At 62.1% G+C, this 23,472-nt stretch carries 26 protein-coding genes and 2 pseudogenes; 25 read left to right on the top strand and 3 right to left on the bottom strand.

Going from position 1 to position 23,472, the window contains the following annotated elements:
* Positions 1-290: 290 nt before the first annotated feature.
* Positions 291-482, bottom strand: a complete 192-nt coding sequence (locus ACWKWX_RS13515; RefSeq protein WP_483828008.1) for a hypothetical protein — start codon at positions 480-482, stop codon at positions 291-293.
* 628 nt (positions 483-1,110) lie between these two features.
* Here ACWKWX_RS13515 and ACWKWX_RS13520 point away from each other — a divergent pair.
* The 9 genes from ACWKWX_RS13520 to ACWKWX_RS13560 all read left to right on the top strand — a co-directional run bounded on the left by ACWKWX_RS13520 (position 1,111) and on the right by ACWKWX_RS13560 (position 8,567).
* On the top strand, positions 1,111-1,842 hold the full coding sequence (locus ACWKWX_RS13520; RefSeq protein ID WP_483828009.1) for a hypothetical protein: 732 nt from the start codon (positions 1,111-1,113) through the stop codon (positions 1,840-1,842).
* A gap of 119 nt (positions 1,843-1,961) precedes the next feature.
* Entirely contained in the window at positions 1,962-2,174 is a 213-nt protein-coding gene (locus ACWKWX_RS13525) for an AlpA family transcriptional regulator (protein WP_483828010.1), read from the top strand.
* Positions 2,175-2,178: 4 nt separating this feature from the next.
* Positions 2,179-3,036, top strand: coding sequence for a ParA family protein (locus ACWKWX_RS13530; protein WP_483828011.1), 858 nt, complete (start codon positions 2,179-2,181; stop codon positions 3,034-3,036).
* A gap of 56 nt (positions 3,037-3,092) precedes the next feature.
* Positions 3,093-4,640: a ParB family protein gene (locus tag ACWKWX_RS13535; protein WP_483828012.1), complete on the top strand. Its 1,548-nt coding sequence runs from the start codon at positions 3,093-3,095 to the stop codon at positions 4,638-4,640.
* A 16-nt stretch (positions 4,641-4,656) separates the two neighbouring features.
* On the top strand, positions 4,657-5,208 hold the full coding sequence (locus tag ACWKWX_RS13540) for a DUF2857 domain-containing protein (protein ID WP_483828013.1): 552 nt from the start codon (positions 4,657-4,659) through the stop codon (positions 5,206-5,208).
* Entirely contained in the window at positions 5,202-6,407 is a 1,206-nt protein-coding gene (locus tag ACWKWX_RS13545; protein ID WP_483828014.1) for an STY4528 family pathogenicity island replication protein, read from the top strand. The genes ACWKWX_RS13540 and ACWKWX_RS13545 overlap by 7 nt, the downstream gene beginning before the upstream one ends.
* A gap of 458 nt (positions 6,408-6,865) precedes the next feature.
* Positions 6,866-7,627 (top strand): PFL_4669 family integrating conjugative element protein, encoded by a 762-nt coding sequence (locus ACWKWX_RS13550; RefSeq protein ID WP_483828015.1) that lies wholly within the window; start codon positions 6,866-6,868, stop codon positions 7,625-7,627.
* Positions 7,624-8,133 (top strand): DUF3158 family protein, encoded by a 510-nt coding sequence (locus tag ACWKWX_RS13555; protein WP_483828016.1) that lies wholly within the window; start codon positions 7,624-7,626, stop codon positions 8,131-8,133. Before ACWKWX_RS13550 ends, ACWKWX_RS13555 begins: the two co-directional genes overlap by 4 nt.
* Positions 8,130-8,567: a single-stranded DNA-binding protein gene (locus ACWKWX_RS13560; protein ID WP_457362266.1), complete on the top strand. Its 438-nt coding sequence runs from the start codon at positions 8,130-8,132 to the stop codon at positions 8,565-8,567. Before ACWKWX_RS13555 ends, ACWKWX_RS13560 begins: the two co-directional genes overlap by 4 nt.
* 98 nt (positions 8,568-8,665) lie before the next feature.
* On the opposite strand, the gene ACWKWX_RS13565 is transcribed toward ACWKWX_RS13560, so the two are convergent.
* Positions 8,666-8,893 carry a hypothetical protein gene (locus ACWKWX_RS13565; protein ID WP_483828017.1) on the bottom strand — a complete coding sequence of 76 codons (228 nt, stop codon included), beginning with the start codon at positions 8,891-8,893 and terminating at the stop codon, positions 8,666-8,668.
* Between the two features lie 136 nt (positions 8,894-9,029).
* Between ACWKWX_RS13565 and ACWKWX_RS13570 the strand changes: the two genes are divergently transcribed.
* From ACWKWX_RS13570 to ACWKWX_RS13635, 14 genes are all read left to right on the top strand, one after another.
* Entirely contained in the window at positions 9,030-9,371 is a 342-nt protein-coding gene (locus tag ACWKWX_RS13570; protein ID WP_483828018.1) for a helix-turn-helix domain-containing protein, read from the top strand.
* 80 nt (positions 9,372-9,451) lie between these two features.
* Positions 9,452-11,434 (top strand): DNA topoisomerase III, encoded by a 1,983-nt coding sequence (locus tag ACWKWX_RS13575; protein WP_483828019.1) that lies wholly within the window; start codon positions 9,452-9,454, stop codon positions 11,432-11,434.
* Positions 11,435-12,194: 760 nt separating this feature from the next.
* Positions 12,195-12,758 carry an STY4534 family ICE replication protein gene (locus tag ACWKWX_RS13580; protein WP_483828020.1) on the top strand — a complete coding sequence of 188 codons (564 nt, stop codon included), beginning with the start codon at positions 12,195-12,197 and terminating at the stop codon, positions 12,756-12,758.
* Between the two features lie 66 nt (positions 12,759-12,824).
* A complete protein-coding gene (locus tag ACWKWX_RS13585; protein ID WP_483828021.1) occupies positions 12,825-13,082 on the top strand; it encodes a hypothetical protein in 258 nt (85 codons plus the stop codon).
* Positions 13,083-13,148: 66 nt separating this feature from the next.
* Positions 13,149-13,643 carry a JAB domain-containing protein gene (locus ACWKWX_RS13590; RefSeq protein ID WP_483828022.1) on the top strand — a complete coding sequence of 165 codons (495 nt, stop codon included), beginning with the start codon at positions 13,149-13,151 and terminating at the stop codon, positions 13,641-13,643.
* 60 nt (positions 13,644-13,703) lie between these two features.
* Positions 13,704-14,420: a DUF5983 family protein gene (locus ACWKWX_RS13595; RefSeq protein WP_483828023.1), complete on the top strand. Its 717-nt coding sequence runs from the start codon at positions 13,704-13,706 to the stop codon at positions 14,418-14,420.
* A 139-nt stretch (positions 14,421-14,559) separates the two neighbouring features.
* Positions 14,560-15,066 carry a PFGI-1 class ICE element type IV pilus protein PilL2 gene (gene pilL2, locus ACWKWX_RS13600; RefSeq protein WP_483828024.1) on the top strand — a complete coding sequence of 169 codons (507 nt, stop codon included), beginning with the start codon at positions 14,560-14,562 and terminating at the stop codon, positions 15,064-15,066.
* Entirely contained in the window at positions 15,063-15,746 is a 684-nt protein-coding gene (locus ACWKWX_RS13605; protein WP_483828025.1) for a hypothetical protein, read from the top strand. The genes pilL2 and ACWKWX_RS13605 overlap by 4 nt, the downstream gene beginning before the upstream one ends.
* A 10-nt stretch (positions 15,747-15,756) precedes the next feature.
* Positions 15,757-16,473 (top strand): TIGR03759 family integrating conjugative element protein, encoded by a 717-nt coding sequence (locus ACWKWX_RS13610; protein WP_483828026.1) that lies wholly within the window; start codon positions 15,757-15,759, stop codon positions 16,471-16,473.
* Positions 16,455-17,003, top strand: a complete 549-nt coding sequence (locus tag ACWKWX_RS13615; protein WP_483828027.1) for a lysozyme family protein — start codon at positions 16,455-16,457, stop codon at positions 17,001-17,003. Before ACWKWX_RS13610 ends, ACWKWX_RS13615 begins: the two co-directional genes overlap by 19 nt.
* A gap of 2 nt (positions 17,004-17,005) precedes the next feature.
* The gene (locus ACWKWX_RS13620; RefSeq protein WP_483828028.1) at positions 17,006-17,437 is read left to right on the top strand and encodes an integrating conjugative element protein; all 432 of its coding nucleotides are present in this window, start codon (positions 17,006-17,008) and stop codon (positions 17,435-17,437) included.
* A 9-nt stretch (positions 17,438-17,446) separates the two neighbouring features.
* Positions 17,447-19,591 carry a type IV conjugative transfer system coupling protein TraD gene (gene traD, locus ACWKWX_RS13625; protein WP_483828029.1) on the top strand — a complete coding sequence of 715 codons (2,145 nt, stop codon included), beginning with the start codon at positions 17,447-17,449 and terminating at the stop codon, positions 19,589-19,591.
* 24 nt (positions 19,592-19,615) lie between these two features.
* Positions 19,616-20,344, top strand: coding sequence for a TIGR03747 family integrating conjugative element membrane protein (locus ACWKWX_RS13630; RefSeq protein WP_483828030.1), 729 nt, complete (start codon positions 19,616-19,618; stop codon positions 20,342-20,344).
* 29 nt (positions 20,345-20,373) lie between these two features.
* Positions 20,374-20,643, top strand: coding sequence for a response regulator (locus ACWKWX_RS13635; protein ID WP_483828031.1), 270 nt, complete (start codon positions 20,374-20,376; stop codon positions 20,641-20,643).
* A gap of 321 nt (positions 20,644-20,964) precedes the next feature.
* Here ACWKWX_RS13635 and ACWKWX_RS13640 read toward each other — a convergent pair whose 3' ends face one another.
* Entirely contained in the window at positions 20,965-21,489 is a 525-nt protein-coding gene (locus ACWKWX_RS13640) for an MFS transporter (protein WP_483828032.1), read from the bottom strand.
* Positions 21,490-21,623: 134 nt separating this feature from the next.
* Between ACWKWX_RS13640 and ACWKWX_RS13645 the strand changes: the two are divergent.
* Together ACWKWX_RS13645 and ACWKWX_RS13650 are read left to right on the top strand one after the other, a co-directional pair.
* Positions 21,624-22,631, top strand: a pseudogene (locus tag ACWKWX_RS13645) (histidine kinase dimerization/phospho-acceptor domain-containing protein); the annotation flags it as partial.
* Between the two features lie 3 nt (positions 22,632-22,634).
* Positions 22,635-22,973: pseudogene (locus tag ACWKWX_RS13650) on the top strand (ATP-binding protein); the annotation flags it as partial.
* Positions 22,974-23,472: the final 499 nt, after the last annotated feature.

Consider the following 23,472-nt stretch of genomic DNA (forward strand, 5'->3'; position numbering starts at 1 on the left):
CCACGGGATACGGTGACGATATGGGCAATTGCGGCATGGCTGTATGCACGGGTTAAGAGCACAGTCACGCGATCAACAACGGGGAGAGAGGCTCAGGACGACGCGATCAGCATTGCAGGGCAAAAACCAGCACACCGTACGGTGTGGTCGCCAGGCCGTTCGGCGCTGACCGCGCAGTGCCATTCTCGCTGATACTCATAACTGCTACCCCTTGCCGGACAGCTCCAGACCGCGGCCAATATAGAATCCACAGCATTTTGAGTCCTGTCGAAACTGGTGTGCCTTGTCAGTCATTTGTCGAAGAACTGCCCATGAAGTAGCAGGTTGTCGCAAAACTGTAACTGCTCATCGGCGATAGGCGGGGGGAACACCGCGGACCAGTCTCGCATGGGGCGGTCGGGGTGATAAACCTGTGCAATCAGCCCGGTATCGAGCCGCTGACAAGAGAAACCAAATGCAGTTGATTGAAGCCACATCTTCAAGATTGGTCCTTCAATCTCAGCGTGACTGCCGCCGCCTGTTCGATCTTATCCGTGATTTGGCTATAGACTGGAAACTTTCCGCATTTTAGAAGGCGACGGGCGAAATCGCCTATCTCATTCCAGGATTCGCGACGTACGGCCGGGGCATAAATCCGGGGGACATCTTTTTTAGTTTCTCCCATCAACCCTCGCCCTAAAGCTCATCTATATGCCCTTCGGAGCTTAGGCACCGACGCTGATCGCGGTAATCATACCGAGAGCAAATGTGCATCCCGTTGCCCATCAAGACTCAGTGCCCACGACTTCGTAACTAAATATTTCACTATCATTAGTGTGATGACTCTCAGACAAGCGCGATTCTTTTCGGATCCAACAGCGCTTAAATCAAAGGTTTCCGTTCCCTGTCCTTCCCGCTAGTTGACTAATCTGTCAAATTAATAAGACGCTGTGTAACGCGCTCGATACCGAAAATGCAGGAACCATAAGCCTGCATTCCAGTCTTGATTGTATCTGGGACCCTAATATGAACTTCGCTGCGAGGATCAGGTCCCGGCTGCAGGTCATCCACCAATAGCAGTTCGTGGGAGACCCCTGCTTATGGACTGAAATATCTAGGGAGGATACTCAAATGCTCTCGTTCAAAACTGACTACCACCCCATTGAGGTTGCCCTGCACTGGTGTAACCTTGCTGACCATGCGACTGAAATTCTGGCGGTGGCCTTTTATGACCCTGACAAACTTCTTGCGCTGTTCCCTCAATGGCCTTCTCTTCACTTTTATACCGAACGGATCTACGACGCTATTCTCTGCGGCGAACTTCCTGCCTGGTATCTGGGGCACCAGGTCCGTCCCGATAGTGAAGTTAATCGTGCCTACCTCACGGTCCGACGCACCGATCTAAGGGGTTGGGTAGCCCGTGATTACCCCGACGACATTCCTGGGTTTCTGTTCGACTGCAATGCTCAGCACATCCAATACGTCAGCCTCGGTGCACACTTGGCGCAGAAGTCAGAGCTGGAGGCCACTGCTCGTGAACTGCAGAAGGTTCGCCAAACGCTTGCCAGCCGGACCGCAGAGCTGGAGTCGCAGGTCAGCGAGCTGCAGGTAGTGATTGATCACATGGGGCTGTCGGAGACGCCAAGCAACGACTCCAGCCTGCTGCACTACGTGATCATCGGGGCGTTACTGGCCATTGGCGCCGGTAAATCCCCTGAAGGCCAGGTGCAATCCATCTACAAGGACCAGAGCGCCATCGTAGCTGAGATTTTGCGCCGCTTCGCCAATATTCGAGGACTGAGCAAACGCACCCTTGATCGGAAATTTGCGCAGGCCCGGCGCTGTCTGAAGCAAGCGGGGTAAGCCTTGCCAGCGATTGCCAGGCAATTGGTGCAATTGCCTGGCAATGACAATCCCCCATTCTGGTTATTGACTGAATGTCACATCCCACCACGCGCCAAACGACGCTAAGGAGTGACATCATGCAATCTGCCACCATCGCCCCCTCTGCCGATCGCCACATCATGCGTCGTGACGAGGTCGAACAGAAAACCGGCTTCAAGCGCTCGCACATCTACAACCTGATGAAAGCCGGGCTGTTCCCGCAATGCCGGCGCATCGGCACCCGCGCGGTGGGTTGGGACTCGTTGGAAATCGAGCAGTGGGTGCAAGATCGCCTGTCGCTCCGGGACTGACGCCATGGACGTGCTCTCGCTGATTTCGACCAAGGGCGGCGCTGGCAAGACGACCGTCGCCGCCAATCTGGGTGGGTTGTTGGCTGATGCCGGCCTGCGGGTTCTGCTGTTGGATTTGGACAGCCAGCCGACACTGTCCAGTTACTATGCCCTGCCCCAGCCCCGCGCTGCCGGCACCTACGAGCTGATCGCGCAGAATCTGACGTTGGCCGAGCAGATCATCACGGCCACAGCGATGCCCGGTCTTGACCTGATTGTCTCCAACGATCGTGCAGGTCACCTCAATACCTTGCTACTGCACGCACCCGATGGGCGCCTGCGCCTGCGTAACCTGCTGCCGACGTTTGCCGATGACTACGACGTGATGGTCGTGGACACCCAGGGCGCACGCAGCGTCGTCGTGGAAATGGCCATCCTCGCCTCGGGCTGCGCGTTGTGCCCCTTGCCACCCGAGATGCTGGCGGCGCGAGAGCTGCGCCGCGGCACCCTGGGGCTGTTCGAAGAACTGGAGCCCTACCGACATCTGGGGGTGTCACTGCCGCCGGTGAAACTGTTGCTCAACCAGGTGAATTTCAACCGCCGGGATACGCGCCTGATCATGCAGAGTCTACGGACGACCTTCGCGGACGATGCGCACGTCAGCCTCTGCGACACGGTTATTCCCGACCGCGTGGCCTATCTGAATGCGGCCACGCTGGGGATGCCCGTACACCGTGTCGAGCCACACCCCGTGAGGGGCGGCCGTGGCCGTCCAGCCGCCCAGGTGATGCGCGACTTGGCCTTGGAATTGTTTCCCCACTGGCGCCAACAACTGATCAAGACTGCTCCGGCTCGGACAGGCACAGGACTGCTTCCTGAGTAATCTCCAACCACCCCGCCGTGCCCCATCCAGGGCGTGGCTTGACCCGGGCAGCCCTCATGAAGACACCCACCTCAGAGGAAATCACCCGCAAGCTGCAGCACTCCCACTTTCCCAGCACGACTAGCCTGGAGCAACCGGTAGATCCTGCCTGCGATACGCCGATGCTGGTCACGCTGGAGCAGTTGCGACCTTACGATCACAACCCCCGGTTTATCCGCAATCCGCTGTATGCTGAAATCAAGGAGTCGATCCGGGAACGCGGTCTGGACCAGCCGCCGGCCATCACCCGACGTCCCGGCGAGGCTCATTTCATCATCCGCAACGGCGGCAACACGCGCCTGGCGATCCTCAATGAGCTCTGGCAGGAAACCCGCGACCAGCAGTTCTTCCGCATTGCCTGCCTGTTCCGACCCTGGTCAACCGAGCCACACGCGCTGCTGGGGCATTTGGCCGAAAGCGACCTGCATGGCCAGTTGACCTTCATTGAACGCGCTTTGGCGGTGGCGAAGCTCAAGGACATGCTGGAAGCCGGCAGCGCCCGGTTAAGCCAGCGTGAGCTGGCAAAGCGCCTGGGCGAGGGAGGTTATCCCATCTCGCAACCGCATATCAGCCGCATGTTCGATACCTTGGAGCACCTTCTGCCCGCCATTCCTCAAGTGCTATACACCGGACTTGGCAAACAACTCATCGAGCGCACTATCAGTTTGCGACGCAGGAGCGAAGCAGTCTGGAACCGCTATGCGTTCGACGTCGGAGACTTTGAACCCCTGTGGTTGGAGACCTTGTCTCAGTTTGACGGCGACGCTGGCGATTTCGATCTATTCCAGGTGCAGGATGAACTCCTCGCCCGCATGGCCGACATCCTGCGGCAGTCGCCCCGCACACTTGCGTTGGACTTGGCTCAGGAAGGTAGCGTCGTGAGTGCGCCGCCGCAGGCTGCGGTGGACGGGGCTGGAGTGACAGACCATTCCCTCGCACCGCTATCGGAATTATCGCTCAGCTATGACGCGACGCCCGACCACAATCCCGTGGCGAAGACGAGTGAGCATAATTTGCTGTCCGATGCCCACCCTACGACGCCCCAGGCAGAGTATGAAAATGAGGATCAACCGGCACATCATCCTGCCGCCGCTTCGCCAGCAAGCTCGCCAGAGATCATGCTGCCAACTTCACTCGACCAGCTGTGGCTGTTTAGAGCCGATCACGCCAACCCTGAGCACCTGCGCCAGGCCTGCGCGCAGTTAGCCTTGCAATTGGCCGAATACGGCAACCTCGGCGACTGGGTCCTCCCGATGAACACGCACCTGGGCTTCTCCCTGACACCCGCCATCGAACCTCCCTCTGAACCGCGCAGCGTCGGCATCCAGCTGCTACTGGGCGGCCTGCTGCGGCTTCACGATGAGGTGCTCTGGGAGCATCAACAGCAACTGCCCGCCGCGCTATTCGGTCAGTTGCTGACCGGGGTCTACGACCAGCCGCTGGAGGACCACCGCCCCCTGCCGGTGAAGCTCGAACGCCTGCCTGACGAGCAGTTGCTGCAACTGTTCTGCCTTGTCCGCCTGTCCCGCCAGTTGATCGACCTCTCGCTATCGTCCACTCGCTAACACTCGGAGGTGCCCCATGGGCACGACGTTCAATCTGTTGAATCACGCCATGCTCAACCAAGTGCTGCATGAGCTGCGTCATGGCCACGTGCAGCGCTGCAAGGCCCTCGGTTTGGGTGACGAAGATATCGAAGTGCTGCAGTCACTGCCGCCCACTACCCTCTCCCACCTGGCGCACTCAAATATTTCCTGGGTTGAGGTCAAGGTCGACATCACTGTCCTGCGTCGACTGATCATCCAGGCCGAACGCGACGAACAGAACGAGCGGCTGATCAATCGCGCACTCAAGCTGGGTGCCAGCTCCAGCATCATGTACCGCTGTTTCGGGCTGGATCATTCGGAAACCGCGCTGCGGCGGCGCGTGCTGAAGATCGAGACTCACCGTGGACGTCCGGTACAACTGAGCGAAGCCCAGGAGCATGCGGTGTGGCAACGCTGGTGCCAACTGCGCGACGACGATCAGCACTTCGACCGCTTGGACGCGATGATGATGCTCGCCGAGGAGCAGCACATCAGCCTGACCCTGGTGTGGCAGCAGATCGATCTCTACGGAGGTGCACCATGCTGAGTTTTTACGACATAGACTGGGCCGACGTCGTACGACAAAGCCTTCCAGCCTTGGAGCGACACAATCAGTACCTGGCCAAGCAGGAAGCGCTGCGTCTGGCTGCGCTCGAAGCAGCAGCCCCGCGCTTTGTCTACGCAGGCAAGGACAATCCGATGCCCCAGGCGTTGCTGCTCGACACTCGCCTGACGCCGCTGGAGCGCAACACCTGGCAAGTTTTACGTTGGCTGATCATCGAACGCCGCGTCGAGGCCCCGCGCTACCAGGACCTGCAACCGTACCTGGCCACCAGCCCCTGCGGCGCGCAAGCCTCACGCGAGACCATCGCCCGGGCGTTGAACGTGCTGCGCAGCACCCGCTGGCTGAGTCTGGCCGACCGTGCGCGCGATGAGCAAGGCTGCCTGCGTGGCAGCGTCTACGTGCTCTACGACGAACCGCTGCCACCGCACCAGGCGCTCAACGTCGACAGCGGCTACCTGGCGTTGATCCGGCAGAACCTCAGCCATGCCACCAAGGGCGTGCGCGACCTGGCGCGGCACGTGCTGCAGGAGCTACGGGATGATGTACAGGTGCCTGCCGATGTCCTCAGGGGCCTCGACCAGGCAGCGGAGCGTGCGGTACAACAAGCATTGCCGTTCGATACCCCGTCGAAGCGTGAGGGTTCCGAACGGAAGGTAGCGGACAACGTTCGGAATTCTGCAGTCAGATCGGCAGGGAGCGTCGATGTCAGCGAGCCCCTGGTTTTGGCTGATGTTCGGAATCCGAACGCGACCTGTACAGTACTTAAAAGCCAAAGCAATAAAAAAACAGTACCGCGCGCGGCGCTGGCGGACGCGGCGGCGCAGTGGCCGGAAACACTGCAACTGAGCCTGGGTGAGCGCAAGATGGCGCAGCAGGCGCTGCATCGGTTGGAACCCGAACAACGCCAAGCGGTGATCAATGAGGCAGTCGCCCGCTGCATCCGCGGCACTGTCCGAAAACCTGCGGCCTACCTGATGGGGCTGATCAAGCGTGCCTGCAACGGCGAATTCACCCTCTGGGCGGCGCGGGCACTCACCGGCGAACCGGAGGCCGCTTGCCACCGCTCCTCGACATCGCACGAGCCGACGAAGACGTCCAAGCCACCCCGCGAGGCTTCGCCACTGGCACTGGCGTGTCTCAGCGAGCTGAAGCAACGATGCCGCGTGGTCAGCGCCAGCTGACGGATCTGATGCCAACGACATCACGTCCAGCGAGGTCCACTGATAGCGGGCGATCCGGAGCGCTTCTTCGCATTGATCGCCGCGCAAAACTGGCCCTGCTGCCGTCGTCACAGGTGCTCGAATGGCAAGGAGACCGATGAAGGCGATCAGGACCAACGATGCGATCGATCACCCACGTCTGCCACGGTGAAGCCATCTCGGAAGGGCCGGGGCACTGATCAGCGCAACCGAGCCGCCGTGCTCGCCTGCCGACATGGCATGAGTCAGTAGCGTGCCTCCCTGAACCACCGCCACGAAGTGGCATCCTCGATGGCTCCCGGTGGAACTGATGCTGATGGCATCACTCCAGCGACGTCCAGCGATGCCGAGCAATCCGAAGCGATCGCCTTCGCATTGATCGCTGTCGACCGTTGCCAGACCAACCAAGGTAGCGCCATCTCCACGGCGAGGAACCGGCGATGGTCGACCACTACCAACTCAACCTGGGTTCATTGCGCAGCAGCATCACCCTGACGCTGCACACCCATCACGCCGCCCGCCTGTGGCAGGGGCGCCTCGCGCGTGAAGGCGTGCATGCGATCATGGGCATGGCCGGCTACATCAGCGTCACCAACCTGCTCAAGCAGGCCAGCAGCCAGGATGATCCGTTCGCCGACTGGTTCATGCTGCAGCTGGAAGAGAAACTGCTGCTGGCCAAGGCCGAAATGCTTGCCCTGTCCGAGCAAGTAGGCCGCCTGGAGCGCGACCTGCCCAGCCAAGTCGACATCGGCGACAACCTCAACATCCACCCAGTGACCTTGCCGCTGTTCATCGGCAGCCAGCTGGGGTTTCTTGCGGTCTATCTGCTCACCGACTACGACACCCTGGTGCGGCGGGTGCTGCTGGCCCACCACACGGCGCTGATCGGTCGCAGCGACATGGAGATCTGGATAGATCGCGGTGCGCACCTGCTGCGTAGCCTATTTGGCCTGGCGCAGCGCTACCGCCTGGCCGGCGTCAGCCGCGATGACATGGCGGCGAACAATGCCCGCGCCCGCGAGGCCGTGGAAAAATTCGGCCTGCCGCCACAGGACATCCTCGAAGGCCTGCGGCGTTCACAGTTCGCCCCGCCGACCGTGCGCCATCCCGCCGTAATCCATGAGGCGGAGCTCGATGACGAGGTACCAGACGAGCAAGTGGCGGCTGAACCGACCGTCCAGCCCCAAGGCGGTGTGGCATGACCCTCGCCGAGGCGATCGCCCGACGCCTGTCAACGGATGCCTATCGGCAGTTCGAACAGGGTGCCTCCCTAAAAGGCCTTTTAAAGCCTTTTAAGGGTAAGGGGGAGCTGCAGCAACTGGCCGATACTGCGCTGCGCCTGAAAACCCAGGTCGCCGAGCTGATGAGCGTGCTGCTGGCCATCGTGGCGCAACCACCCTTCTCACTGCTGGACCTGCGCCTGGTGGTGCAGCGTAGCGCGGCCGGCACGAACTTCCTGCGCTGGCGCAGCCGTGACTTCAATCGCATGGGCGCGCTGGTGTGGCAACGGGCGATGGCACAGCCACAGCTGGCGCAGTCGGTGCGCGAGGCGCTGCTGCAGCTGGAGGTCAACCGCATCACCCTGAACCTGCAGATGAGCAGCCTGCATTCGCTGCACCGGCACGCCACGGCGAGCGCGGCCAAGCTGCAGGCTGCCGAGACCCTCTTCGATCACTCCCCTACCCCCACCGTGGAGCAGCAACCATGAGCACTCTGTTTGTCGGCGAAGGCAACATCGGCAGCGTCCCCGAATTCCAGGAATTCAACACCAACCCCGATGAGCCACGGCGCCTGCTGCGGCTGAACGTGTATTTCGACAACCCGGTACCGCGCGAGGGCGGCTACGAGGATCGCGGCGGCTACTGGGCGCCGGTGGAGCTCTGGCACCGTGATGCCGAGCACTGGAGCACGTTGTTTCAGAAGGGCATGCGCATCCTGGTCGAGGGCCGCACGGTTAAGGACGAGTGGGAGGACAGCGAGGACAACGCGCGGGTGACGTTCAAGGTGGAAGCACGGCGCATCGGTATCCTGCCACATCGCCTGGCCTCGGTGATCATGCGCGAGAAAGCCAGCGAGCCGACCAAGGGCGACGGCTCGGCGCGCAAGACTGGCGGCAGGAAAGGCGCGCGCAAAGCGGATTGAAGGTGGACGTCAGTGGAATCGCGCCGACTCAACGCGAGACTCACGCTGGGCCGGCCACCTGCCCGGCCTGCAGCCACCGCGGTTCCTGCAACCCTTGATTACTGCTGGCGGGCTAGCTCGTGCTGGGCATGCGCCAGCAGCAGGGCCACCTCGTACAGGTGCTGGTCCAGGGCACGGAATGCCCGCCAATGCGCCGGACTCTGCTGGACCCAACTGGCCAACGTCTCCCTTGCTTGCAGGTTGTCCGGCTCCACGTGAGTCGCCAGGAACAGCTCGTAGGCTTTGATCTCCAGCGCCGTCATGTCGGCGTCATCGGAACGGTCCATGTTGCCTCCTCGTGCTGACAGGTATACCGCACTTTCTCAGTTAAATGCGCCCTATCAGGTTGCTAGTCAACCTTATAGGGCGCTCATATGCGCGAGTTGATGGTCAACCATATGGGTCGAATTGGAGAGTGCCCCGTTGCCCGCCAAACAGCCTAGCCTACGTTACATCGGTCGCCAGTTGGCCCAGCTGCGCCGCGACCGCCAACTGACCCAGGAAGACCTCGGCGAACGCCTGGAGATTGGCGCCGAAGCGGTCTCGCGCCTGGAACGCGGCCTGGTCGACCTGTCAGTGACCAAGCTGCTGCAGCTGGCGGACATTTTCCAGTGCTCGGCTGCCGAGCTGCTGGTGGCCATCAGGCCCCGCGCTCAGGATCAGGCCCAGACGTTCGCGACGTTGCTCGACAAGCTCAGCGCCGAGGACCGGCAATTTGCCCTCGATTCCGTCGAGCGCCTGGCCGCGCACCTGGCGCGCAAATAAGGGCACACCGTTTCAGCTTTCCGCTGGCTCTTTCTCACCCCGCCCGCACCCTGTCGCTATCTGATCAGGGGAGCCTAGCCATGCGCCTGTACATCTGCGAAAAACCCTCCCAGGCCCGCGATATCGCCCGCGTGCTGCAGGCCAATCGCCGCGGTGACGGCTGCCTACAAGGCAATGCGGTAACCGTGACCTGGTGCGTGGGCCATTTGCTGGAGACCGCGCCACCGGAGAGCTACGGTGCGCAGTACAAGCGCTGGACCTTGGAGGACCTGCCGATCATCCCAAGCCGTTGGCAAGTGGTTGCCAAGCCCAAAGTTGCGGCGCAGTTGAAGGTCATCGAACAGCTGCTGCGAACCTGCAACGAGGTGGTGGTGGCCACCGACGCCGATCGCGAGGGCGAGATGATCGCCCGCGAGATCATCGAGCGCTGTCGCTACCAGGGGCCGATCCTGCGACTGTGGCTCTCAGCGCTGGACGAGGCGTCGATCCGCAAGGCACTGGCCGCACTGCGCCCGGGCGAGCAGACGCTGTCACTGTATCACTGTGCGCTGGCGCGCTCCCGCGCCGATTGGCTGGTGGGCATCAACCTCAGCCGGCTGTTCACCCTGCTCGGCCGGCGTGCCGGCTTCGATGGCCTGCTGCCGGTGGGCCGCGTGCAGACGCCGACCTTGCGCCTCGTGGTGGAACGCGATCGAGCCATCGCCAGCTTCGTGCCCCGCCCTTTCTGGACGGTCGATGCGCAGCTGCAGGCCGAGGGCATGGCGTTTTTGGCGCGCTGGCAGCCTCCAGCAGTGAGTTGCGACGACAGCGGGCGCTGCATCGATGAGGCGGTCGGGCAAAGGGCGGCGCGGCGGCTGGTGCAACGCGCCCAGGCGCAGGTGTCCTCTATCGAGGTGGAGCGTGTGTGTGAAGGACCGCCGCTGCCCTTCGACCTGGGGACCTTGCAGGAGATCTGCTCGGCCAAGCTTGGACTCGGCGCCCAGGACACCTTGAACACGGCGCAGGCGCTGTACGAGACCCACAAGGCCACGACCTACCCGCGCACTGACTGTGGCTTCCTGCCCGAGAGCATGCTCAATGAGGTGCCGCGCGTGCTGCACGCCCTGGCGGCCAGCGCGCCGTCGCTGGGGCAATGGCTTAAGGCCGCTGACCCGAGCCGACGCTCACGCGCCTGGAACACCAGCAAGATCACCGCCCACCACGGCATCATCCCCACGGCGGTGACCCTCGACCAGGGGCAATTGTCCGAGCGCGAGCAGGCTGTCTACGCGCTGATTCGCGCGCGTTACCTGGCGCAGTTCCTGCCCGACCACGAATACCTGAAAACCCAGGTGCTGCTCGTAAGCGACGAAGACCAGTTGCAGGCTCGCGGCAAACAGATCCAGGAGCGCGGCTGGAAGGCGGTGATCGATGAGGCCGACGACAGCGAACCGGGCGAGCCGAGCCAGCGACTGCCGACGCTGCGCGAGGGTACGTCGCTGCCCGTGCTCGACGCCGTGGTCAACGCGCACCGCACCCAGCCGCCCAAAGCCTACACGGAAGGTACCCTGATCAAGGCGATGAAGACCATTGCCAACCAGGTTGCCGACCCGCGCCTGAAACAAAAGCTCAAGGACAGCATCGGCATCGGCACCGAGGCCACCCGCGCGGCGATCATCCAGGGACTGATCGATCACGGCTACCTGGCGAAGAAGAAACGCAGCCTTGCGGCCTCCGCGGCCGCGCACACGCTGATTGAGGCGGTACCGCCGGAGGTGGCCGACCCGGTGTTGACTGCCCTGTGGGAGCAGGCGCTGGACCGCATCGAATCGGGGCAGCTGGACGTCGAGACCTTTCTGGCCAAGCAGGCCGCCTGGCTCACGCAACTGGTGCAGAGCCACGCCTCGCTGACCCTACGCGTGCCAGCCGCCGCCAAAGGCCCCGCGTGCCCGGTGTGCCGCAGCGCCATGCGCCAGCGCAAGGGCCGCACCGGTACCTTCTGGTCATGCTCGCGTTATCCGGATTGCACGGGCACCAAGCCGATGGCCACAGCCAAGCGCACCCGCAAGCCCCGCTCCTCCTGAGCAGCGCACGGCACCTTGACGCTCCTCGCGGAGGCTGTTGTAGTAAGGGTGCCCCATCGCCAGTTGGCGAACCAAGACCGATACGCTCCGGGCAGCTCGGTCGAACCGTCGTGTTCGGAGCCATGCCACACCTCTTCCCCGTGAATGCTTTTCGGCGTCATAGATCCTCCAGGCGGATGACCCCTGCGGCTTGCAGCAGGCCCCAGGGGTCATCCGCCTCGGCGATGATGCTCAGCACCGGTGCCCGCCGGCGAAAGACTGGGCGCCTTTTGTGCGCGGATGCGTGCCTGCAGTTTCCGATCCAGGCCACGACAAGGGTCGGTTGAACCAGGTGAATGACCGGCGACAGTTTTGCGATGGACTTCGCGGTCAGGGTACCGGGTCAAAGGTGGTCCTCCTCATCCTAGCCTGATGACCGTCGGGCTATTTTTTCGCCGGTAACTTTCCACTGAAGACCATCGGCTTCCGGCCGCCGAAGACTCGCTCAAGCCCCTGTTGACGCGGGGTTCGCCTCGATCTATAGATGAACTGCACCTCGCTGTCGATGACAGCACCCAGGTAGCCAGAACCTTGAAGGCTACGCCCATTGCGGGTGGTTCTTCCCCAGTGCGATCAGCGCTCGGCAGCTCGCACGGTCACCGCCCCCTCGGTGATGAGCGCTCCTTAACAGGTCCTGTGACCACCCTTGCCTCCCCTTGCGGAACTCACCTCCCGCCAGGGCTGGTGGATATCCGCGTTTCTTGCAAACAGGAGATTCACCATGACTACTGCAAACAACGCTGCACCCACCAGCTACTTCAACCTGCACACCCAAGGCATTGGCTACCTGAACCGTATTCGCGAGGTCCCGGTACGTCGCGGGCAACCGTTCATGGCCTGCGACATCGCCGCTCTGCACGGTGCCTCGGATGACGTCGAGTACACTCGCTTCGACTGCAAGGTCGCCGGCGGTGAAGCGGAACGTCTGATCCGCGAGCACCTGGAAGACGTCAAGGCCGATCGCAAGGTGCTGCTGGCCTTTCGCATTGGCGATCTGTGGGTCGACGCCTTCACCTACGAAAAAGGTGAGCGCAAAGGCCTGCCGGGGGCCAGCCTCAAGGGTCGGTTGATCTTCATCGAGTGGATCAAGGTCGATGGCCAACTGACCTACAAGGCAGCACCCCGTGCTGAAGCCCCTGCTCCAGCTGAACCGGAGCAGCAGGCTGATGAGGCCGATGCTGAACAGGAAGCGCCAGCCGACACTTCCCGCGCCAGCACCGGCCGTCGTCAAGCCCCGGCTGCCAACAGCCGTCGCACCGCCACTCCGGCGCGTCAGTCTGCCTAAGGCGATTGACCCACCCACCAGGCGCTCGCACGAGCGCCTTTTTTTTCACCTGTGTCGGAGGTTGCCATGGAGAGCTACTGGCTCTGCGAGGACTGCCTGCAGGCGGTGGCCTTTGAGGACTTCAGCGCGCTGTCGCTGTATTACAGCGAGGCTGAGGTCGACCAGCGCATCGCCCAGATGCGCGCCGCCCTGCAAGCCCTACTGCCCTTGAGTGCCGACTTTGATCCTGAGACCGGCATCGGCATCGAGGACTTTTCCACCTCGCCCTGCGAAGCCTGCTGTAGCTGCTTGCACGGCACGCGGCATCGCTTCACCCGGCTTTGAACTGCTGATAACTACCCAACGGGGGCTCTCCCCCTGGGGGCGCTCCTGCTTTAAGAGGAATCTCCCATGAACACCACCCTGAACCTGGTCGACTCCGTCGATCCCGCGGTGATCCAGCGCGTCAACGAGGATGCGCTGATCGAACAGGCCCTGCAGTTGCTCGATCATCGCTATTTCCAGCGCGGCGAGTTGCTGATCCAGCCTGCCGATGCCGCGGCTTACCTCAAGCTGCGCCTGGCCCCCCACCGGCAGGAAGTCTTCGCCCTGCTCTGCCTGGACTCGCGCAACCGCGTGCTTGGTTTCGACGAGCTGTTCTTCGGCAGCATCGATGGCGCCAGCGTCTACCCGCGCCAGGTAGTCATCAAGGCCCTGGAGCATAACGCCGCCAGCGTGATCTTCAGCCACAACCACCCTTCCGGCTGCCCGGAACCCAGCAATGCCGACCGCGTGCTGACCCAACGCCTGACCGAGGCCCTGGCCCTGGTTGAAGTCCGCGTCCTGGACCACATCATCATCGGCGAAGGCCGCCCGCTGTCCCTGGCCGAATTCGGCTGGATCTGAACCGTCGTCCCGACGCCACCGCCTGCCTGGGGTGGCCTCAATCTTCACTGGAGAGCAGCCATGCATTCCCTTACGTCCACCCCCTTCGTTCGCGGCTACCAATCCTTTCGCTGTGAACGCCTAATTCAGATCCTCTACGAAGACTACTGCGAGCCCTGCTACCGGCCCCTGCACGACTCTCAGGTGCCGTTGCTGGACCATGACATCAGTCGCCAGCCTTGCATATTCAACGATGACTTCGTGCTGATCACCCGGGGACAAACCCTGGCCAGGGAAGCCGTCGAGCGATGCACTGACCACGGCACGGTGGTGGCGGTGGTCTACACGGTCATCGCCGATCATTTTGGCCAGTCTGCCCATTTGGGGGACTATCCGAGCGATGAGGCAGCGCAAGCGGTGATCACGCAGTTGACCTTTGCCACAGGGCACTACAGCCGTAGCTGGGAGATCAGTTCCGCCCATCTGCCTCCCGCGGAGTTCAAACTGCTTGAGGAGCGTACCTGGCGGGGCATCGCATCCAGCTTCTTCGAGTGCTTCGAGCTGTTCGACAGCCATGCCATCGGCTGCAAGCTGTATTCGACGCCCTGGCAAGATGGCGGCCACTGCCCTGACTGTGTCGCCAGCCGCGCAGAAGTCCTGGCGCGCATGCATGACGACCAAATTCCGCCGGTGCTGACCGAACTGTTGCTGCTGGCCGGACAAGCCGACGTGCGTTTTCTGGTGTTTGATCCAGACGCTCGACGGCTGCCCGAGCTACCTATCTTTCCCGATGATTGATGCAAGGCGCCTACGGGCGCCTTTTTTATTGGGCGCGAATAGCCGTGGGCGGGAATCGCTTTATGGGTGGGGCGACAGCCGCCCTTTTCGCCATGGTAGCGACAACCTTATCTGAGACATCGCCATGCATCGCCCACTCATGCTCACGCTGGTCATTGCCGCCCTCCTGGTAGGCTGCAGCCATGCTGCGGCCCCACCCGGCCCAACACCTCCCCCCGAAAAGCCCGCGACACCCGCCAAGCCGCGGGTGCCAGAAACACTCCAGGCACCTGACTGGGTTAGGCAAGGTCGCTATACGCTGGTCAGCACCCGGCCGACACTGGAACAACGCCAACCGCTGCTGCAGATGGTCGAAGTCAGTATCCCGCCGGCGCTGCACAGTGATGTCGGCGAGGCATTGCGCCATGTGCTGCAGCGCTCGGGCTTTTCGCTGTGCCCGGATGTTCCGCCGCAGGCGCTGCTGTTCAGCCGGCCGCTGCCGGCGGTGCACTATCAGATTGGCCCGATGGCCCTGATCGATGCGCTGACCATCCTCGGTGGGCCTGCCTGGGAGCTCAGCGTCGACCCGCTCAATCGCTCGGTCTGCTATGCGCTGCGGTCGCCATCGCCGGCAGCACTGGTCGGCACGCTGGGGCTCGCCCCATGAAAATACAGACCTTCCATCACCTGTTGATCGGCGCCCTGTGCATCGCCGCGACCTTGCTGGCAGCGGTGACCTACAACCATCATCAGCAACTCGCGGCCATGGTCGCGACGGCCGCACAGGCACAGCCCGATCCTGCTCCGGCCCTACGGCGGGACCTCGATCTGCTTCGCGAAGGTCAGGCAAAGCTGCAGGCACAGCTGCACGACCTAACCAGCCAGCAGCAGGCAGTCACAGCCAGCCAGGCGGCAACCCGGCAGCTGTTGGATCGGCTCGATGCTGTCGTTGCCGAGCAGTCGGGATCAACAGCCAATGTCCCCAGCAGCGAGGTATTTACGGCGTGGCAGCAACGACTCGACAAAGCTGAGGGTGAGCTTGCCCATGTGCAGGCCCAGCTCGCGGTAAAAGCTCAACCCCTACCCCGCGCTGAGCCCGTCCCGATGCCAAAGCCCAAGGTGAAATCACTGCGCCCTGCCCAACCGCCGTTCTCGGTGCTGGGCATTGAGACACGTGGCAGCGCCCGGTTCCTGTCAGTGCTGCCCATCGGTGCACGTTCGCTGTCCGCCCTGAAGCTGCTGCAGCCAGGCGATAGCCTGGATGGCTGGCAATTGCGCGCAATCGAAAGCGACCGTGCCGTATTTCAAGTCGCGGGGCATGCCAAGCGCAGCCTGCCCCTGCCCTGAGGACGCTGCCATGCGCCTTTTCGCTCTCTTCAACCTGCTCCTGCTGCCCGTCTACCTGCACGCTGCCGTTGTTGCTGCGACGGATCAGGAAGTCTCTGAATCCACCCCACGGAACAGCGATGTCTCCCCGCTGCAGCAGAAACAGACCACTGCCGCGCAGGCGTGGGGGCTGACTGACGATGAATGGGCCAAGTTCGAACACCTGCAAAACGGCCCCCGGCGCTACTGGTCGCCGCAGTTGGACCCGCTGACCACCCTGGGGGTGGAGGCGGAGTCCGACCAGGAGCGGCAGCGCTATGCCGAGCTGCAAGTGCGCCTGGAAGCCAGGCGGGCCGAGCGCGAGCTGGCCTACCAGCAGGCGTACACCGCCGCGTGGGCGCGGCTGTTCCCCGGTCTGCAGCCCGTGCAAGGTATGAGTAGCGCGAACACTCCGTCAGCCGGGACCCGCTACGCGCTGTTCGTCGAAGAGCAGTGTTCGGCCTGCCAAACCCGAGCCTTGCAACTGGCGAAACAGGGCGTGCTGCTGGATGTGTACCTGGTCGGCAGCCAGGGCAAGGATGAAGTGATCCGGCACTGGGCGCGCCAAGCGGGCATCACCGCGGCGCAGGTCAGCAGTGGGCAAGTCACCCTCAACCATGACCGCGGCCGCTGGTTCGGTTTGGGTGCCAGCCGCCCCCTACCGGCACGCTATCAACAGGTGGACGGACAATGGCAGCGCGTCGACTGATCTGCGCCCTGGCGCTGGGTCTTGTCACTCAGGCCAGCGCACAGGTGATACCCCCGCCGGCTTACCAGATGATTGCCGCGCAGGCCGGCATTCCCTCCTCGGTGCTGTTCGCCATCGCCTTGCAGGAAAGTGGCACTCAGCTGCGCGGCCAGATCATCCCCTGGCCCTGGACGTTGAATGTCGCCGGCAATCCGCAGCGCTTCGCCAATCGTCAGCAGGCGTGCACCGCCTTGATGCTCGAGCTCACCCGCCAGGATCCTCGGCGCATCGACGTTGGCCTGGGCCAAACCAACCTCGGCTACCACCCCGAGCGCTATGCCAGCGCCTGTGAAGCCCTTGACCCGCGGACCAACCTGGCGGTCACCGCCGCCCTGCTCAAGGAACACTTCGACGCGGCCGGCGGCTGGGTGCAAGCCGCCGGCCGTTATCACCGGCCAGCAGGAGGCGCGCCTGCCGCCCGCTATCGCGTGCAGTTCATCCGCCATTGGCAGCGGGTCGACGCATCGGGTGCTCTAACCCTGGAGAACTAACCATGACGCCTGTACGGATCATTGCCCAGATCACTTTGTGCTGGCTGTGGCACGGCGTGGCGGCCCAAGCCGACGAACCAACGTCTGCGACCCACGACCCACGTCAATTGAGTTGGGTCCTGCCTATCCACAGCGCTCGATTGAACCCAGGTCCGGTTCCGCCCCGAGTGCTGGATATGCCGGGAATGACACCGTTGTTTCTGGTCGGTCAGGACCCGCTTTCCCGGCAGTGGCTGGCTGAACATGCCCAAGCCCTGCAAACGCTGGGCGCTAGCGGTCTGGCCGTGGAAGTCGCGGACAGCGGAGCGCTGCAGCGCATCCAGGCAACAGCGCCGGAGCTACCGATCTGGCCGGTCAGCGGTGATGACATCGCTGCGCGCCTGCAACTGGAGCATTACCCCGTGCTGATTACACCAACCGCGCTGGAACAGTGAGGGCAGCCCATGACCGATCACGCGATGGAGTCCCTGCTGCGCCCTGCCGTGGAGCTGTACACCGTGGGCGTATGCGCGGGCGCCGCGGCGCTGTGCCTGCACTCGCCCTGGGCGGTGGCGCTCTCGCCCGAGATTGGCGCCGGTATGGCGATGGCCTACACCGCCTTTGGCCTCAAGCGCCTGAATGAAGCCCGCGTCGTGCTGCGCTATCGGCGCAACATCCGCCGCCTGCCGCGCTACTCGCTCACCAGTCGGCAGATACCGGTCAGCAACAAGCGCTTGTTCATGGGCCGTGGCTTCCGCTGGACACGTTTGCACACCCAGCGCCTGGTGGAAGCCCAGGACCCCGCGCTTGCTCGCTATGTGAATCAGTCCGCCGCCTACCAGTGCGCTCGCCGGCTGGAGCGGGCGTTGGAAAAAGCGCCCTTTGCCCTTTCACGCCTGGCCCAGTTCACCGCCTGGGACAGTCCGTTCAACCCGGTACGGCCACTGCCCCCGGTGGGCGGTTCCCCGCTGCTGCACGGCGTCGAGCCCCATGAGTGCGAGGCCAGCCTGCCGCTGGGTGAGCGCGTCGGCCATACCCTGGTGCTCGGCACCACGCGAGTCGGCAAGACCCGCCTGGCCGAGGTGTACATCACCCAGGACATCCATCGGCAAAAGCCGGAAGTGGTGGTGGTCTTCGATCCCAAGGGCGATGCCGACCTGCTCAAGCGCATGTACGTCGAGGCCCGCCGCGCCGGCCGCGAGGGCGAGTTCTACGTGTTTCACCTGGGCTGGCCGGAGATCTCCGCGCGCTACAACGCCATCGGCCGCTTCGGGCGTATCTCCGAGGTCGCCACCCGCATCGCCGGGCAGCTCAGCGGCGAAGGCAACTCCGCGGCCTTTCGCGAATTCGCCTGGCGCTTCGTCAACATCATTGCTCGCGCGCTGATCGAGCTGGGCCGGCGCCCGGACTATCTGCAGATCCAGCGCCACGTGGTCAACATCGACGCCCTGTTCATCGAGTACGCGCAGCAGTTTTTCGCCCGCCATGATCCCCAGGCGTGGGACACCATCGTGCAGATCGAGGGACGGCTCAATGAAAAGAGCATCCCCCGGCACATGATCGGCCGGGAAAAGCGTGTAGTCGCCATCGAGCAGTACCTGGCCGCCAAGCGCATCTTCGATCCGGTGATGGATGGCCTGCGCTCGGCGGTGCGCTACGACCGCACCTATTTCGACAAGATCGTCGCCTCGCTGCTGCCGCTGCTGGAGAAGCTCACCAGCGGCAAGACCGCGCAGTTGCTGGCCCCGAACTACACCGAACTCGACGATCCACGGCCAATTTTCGACTGGCTGCAGGTGATCCGCAAACGCGGCATCGTCTACGTCGGTCTCGATGCACTGACCGATGCCGAGGTCGCCGCCGCCGTGGGCAACTCGATGTTCGCCGACCTGGTTTCAGTCGCGGGGCACATCTACAAGCATGGCGTGGACCATGGCCTCCCTGACGTCTACAGCTCGGCAGAGAAGCTGCCAATCAACCTGCACGCCGACGAATTCAATGAGTTGATGGGCGACGAGTTCATCCCGCTGATCAACAAGGGCGGCGGCGCGGGCATCCAGGTTACCGCCTACACTCAGACACTCAGTGATATCGAGGCGCGTATCGGCAACCGCGCCAAGGCCGGCCAAGTGATCGGCAACTTCAACACCCTGCAGATGCTGCGGGTGCGGGAAACCGCGACGGCCGAGCTGCTCACCAACCAGTTGCCCAAGGTCAACGTGCAGACGCGCACACTGGTGTCCGGGGCCACCGACACCGCCGACCCGGACGCCCATACCGACTTCACCTCATCGTCCCAGGACCGTGTCAGCAGTACCGCCGTGCCGCTGATTGAGCCCGCGCATATCGTCAGCCTGCCGAAGGGGCAGATGTTTTCCTTTCAGGAAGGTGGCCAGTTGTGGAAGGTGCGCATGCCGCTGCCATTGGCAGCCGCTGACGATGCCATGCCTAAGGATCTGCAGGCGCTGGCCCGGCACATGCGCGAGCGCTACAACGCCAACGCCGGCCAGTGGTGGGCCAGCGCCGGCGGCGCACCGACCGAGGACTTCGACCCCGAGCGGCCGCTGCCGGTGCGTGGCAGCCGGAAGCCATCATCGCCGTCACCCTGACTGCCATCGAGCCGCAGGTCCCGCATGCCCACTACGTCCAGCAACCCAGCGCCCGTCCAACGCAAGCACGGCCTGATTCTGGGCATGATCGGGCTGACTTTGCGCTTGCTCGGGCTGATGCTGGCTTCGCTGCTATGCTCGATCCTGCTGGAGATGCTTGGCCTGCTGCTGATCTGGCCGGAGCAAGGCTGGCACCACGCCGAAGCCATGTTGATCGCGGAGCTCGGCTGGCTCGGCGAGCACTTCACGCACTCGCTGCTGGTCGCAGAGCCCGCGCAGACCACCACAAACCTTCTCGGCTACCTGAATCACTGGCTGATGGTCGAGACTGGCTGGGCATATGTTCACGAGCATGTGCCAAACCTCAGTCGCGAGGACAGTCTCCAGGGTCTACTCGCCCAACTTTACCTGGATAGTGAGAACTACTTGATAGCCGCGCTGTTCACGATGTTGACCTTCGTCGTGCGTATGATCGTGCTAGGGCTGGCCACCCCGCTGTTTCTCCTGGCGGGGCTAACCGGTGGCGTCGACGGTTTGATGCGCCGTGACCTGCGCCGGTTCGGCGCCGGACGAGAAAGCAGCTTCATCTATCATCGGGCGCGGCGCTTGATCTTGCCGCTGCTGCTGTCCCCTTGGCTGATCTATCTGTCACTGCCGTGGTCGATCAATCCCTTGATCATTCTGCTGCCGTGCGCGGGACTTCTTGGATTTATGGTGGCCATCACCACAGCAACATTTAAAAAATATCTCTGAGGGAGTCAATAGGAGGCCGCCTGCCGGGCATGAACGCTATCGACATGCGCCAACACGGCGACCTGTTATCCTCCATCATCATCATCATCATCATCATCATCATCAGCAGCACCCGTGACATCTCCATTGCCCTGGAGGCCATCAAGGCTGGCGCCTGGGACTTTATCGAAAAACCGTTTAACCGCAACGAAATGCTAGACAGCATCCAGCGCGCGGTAGGCCATTCACACCACAGTCACAAAATCCTAGCCAGCCGTCAGGAGGCGATCGATTACATCGCTACCCTGACGGCACGCTAGCGCCAGATCATGGACATGGTGTTAACCGGGTACCCCAGTAAAAACATTGCGGCGGATCTGGGTATCAGCCAGCGCAGCAACTCGAGCACAGCCGAGTGGCGGACGGCAGGGTGGGCAGTACAAAACTCGAATAAGGGAGCCTTCTACAAAAGCAATGCTCTCTTCCATCAGATGGGTAATGGCATGCTCAACCACTTGGCTTCGATTGACAGATCAACGCAATTGATCGTTGGCCTTCAACGAGCGTGCAGGCATAAGTACACCGGAAGCAGTTGGGCGCCTCAGAGAGCGCCGGTTAATTGATACCGACGACTGAAGACTTTAGGCGGAAGAATGTTCAGTCCTAGTGACCAAAGCATCATTCGCTTTAGCCTGATCCTTCTCCATTGGCATCATCCACATGCATACTGCAGCTACCAATGCTGGGATAGCTACGCACATGAACAGGGTTGTGAAACCTAATCCGCACGCAAGCAAGTATCCTCCCGTGGCAGATCCAAACATGGAGCCTATCCGCTCAACAGCAGAGGCCCAGCAAACCCATGTCGCTCGACTAGCCGTCGGGTAGTACGTAGCCACCACACCAGTCACCCCAACCATCGTGCCGCTTACGCAAAATCCAGCGATAAAAATAAACGGTGCCACCAGCGATGCGGTGCCAATCGTATGGCCGATGGTAAAAATCGCGGCGCTGGCAACCAGGAAGGAGGCGCCCAACACTCGATTGGGCCTGCGCAACTGCATCGATCGCCCGAGTACCAAACCACGAACCGTAGCCCCGATCGCCGACTGATACCGCTCCAATCGCCGATGATGATCATCGGCCTTGGGAATACAGGGTCTCAATCAACTCCAACGTTCTGGATGAATAAGCCGGCGCTCATGGGGAATTTTAACGACTGCTGCGAGGTCAAGGGTGAATAGCAGCCACTCGAAGCTTTCGAGTCCGCCCCTTTCGCACCACTCAGAGCCCCCTCAGCATGAAGCGATCCCACGGCAGCGCGGTTGGCGCCGCAGCTCCCGACAAACTAGCTTTCCTCGCCAACGGCGGGGAAACAGGCAATAGGCTGAAGATGCTCAGCTCGGCGGAATCGCCGCTAGGCGCACCCGCGCAATGGCCCGGCGCCCTCAAGGCGCTGCTGGCCACGGTACTGCCAGTGCACGCTCAGATCGTCGTGTTTTGGGGGGAGCATTTTGTCGCCCTGTACAATGATGCTTATGCCCCTAGCATCGGCGATAAACACCCGCACGCGCTAGGCCGGCCGGCCAGTGAACACTGGACAGAGCTATGGGCGGATCTGTGGCCTTTGTTGCAAGGCGTGCGTGACACAGGTCAGACGTTCTCTGCCAGGGATAGGCCGTTTTACATCGAGCGTCACGGCGGGGGTGAGACCGTGTACTTCGACGTCTCTTATTCTGCTGTGCCCGAGGCCGATGGCACAGTGGGCGGCGTGCTGTGCGTGGTTACGGAAACGACCGAGCGCGTGAAATCCCAGCTCCGGCAGGCGACGTTGCTGCAAGTAGACTTCGTTCCAGCAACCGGCAGCGCCACGCCGACTGCCGACCGTCTCAACGATGAGCTGGAACGACGGGTACGGGCCCTGGTCAATGAGCGAGCCCAGGCGATCGCGCAATTGCAAGAAGCCCGCAAGATGGAAACGGTGGGACGATTGGGTGGCGGTGTTGCCCACGAGTTCAATAACTTGCTGACGCCCATTATCAGTGCTTTGGAACTGCTTCGTCGCCGCTGTGATGAACCGCGCTCGATTAAGCTAATCGATATCGCGCTCCAGGCGGCGGAGCGGGCACGTGAGTTGATTGCCCGATTGCTGGCCTTTGCAGGACGGCAACCCATGCATCCCCGAGCAGTGGACCTGACGACGCTGATGAACGACTTGATTCCTCGAATCCGGCAGTTCCTGGCCCCAGGGACAACGCTGCAGATCAACGTACCACAGGCATTACCAGCTCTGTGGATCGATCCGCACCATTTGGAACTGGCCATTCTCAACCTTGCCATGAACGCGCAGGACGCAATGCCCGCTGATGGCGTGCTGACCATCAGCGCAATTATCGAACCAAGATCGCCAGGGGCGAAACACGATTATGTGCGCCTGGTCGTAAGCGATACGGGGCGAGGCATGGACGAACACACCCGTGCCCGATGCATTGACCCGTTCTTTTCAACAAAAGGGGTGGGTAACGGGACAGGATTAGGCCTTTCAACCGTGCACGGCATGACGTTGCAAGCCGGTGGCTGTTTTAGCATTACGTCGCAACCAGAGGAAGGTACCCAGGTTTCGCTCTGGCTGCCCACGATCAGCCAATAGGTAGCGACATCCATGAGAACTTAACGATGAGAATCTTGAACCGCCCGCTGCCGGGAGTTCCTGAGAGTTTTTGGCTTTTCCTCAGACGTCAATCCGTTTACTAGCCTCAAACACAAATAACGCCATGGACACTCCAGCATGCTCTGAAGTGTCCACTCCGTCTCTAGCGATCAATCTGTGCATCTTCCTTCTCGGGCAGGGGTCAGGTGCGTCAGCTGTATACGCAGGAATTGGGGCGGTGACTTCGATCCCCACCACATCCGATGTCGCCTGATGCTCTCTGGATCCACATTGTTTTGAAATCTTCCCTATAGTTGGTCCAGATGGGCATACTGAGGAAAGCTTCTGCCTATGGAAACTGAAAAAACATGCCTCCATGACTGGGACCGTACCTGGCGAATAATAGGCAACTTTGTCTACTGTGCGACGTGTGGACGCGCCCACCCATTTAATAGAGCTTATCTACCATTCCCTCATGCTGATGCCTGCCCACTTCAGT

The sequence above is a fragment of the Pseudomonas imperatae genome, from assembly GCF_057128625.1.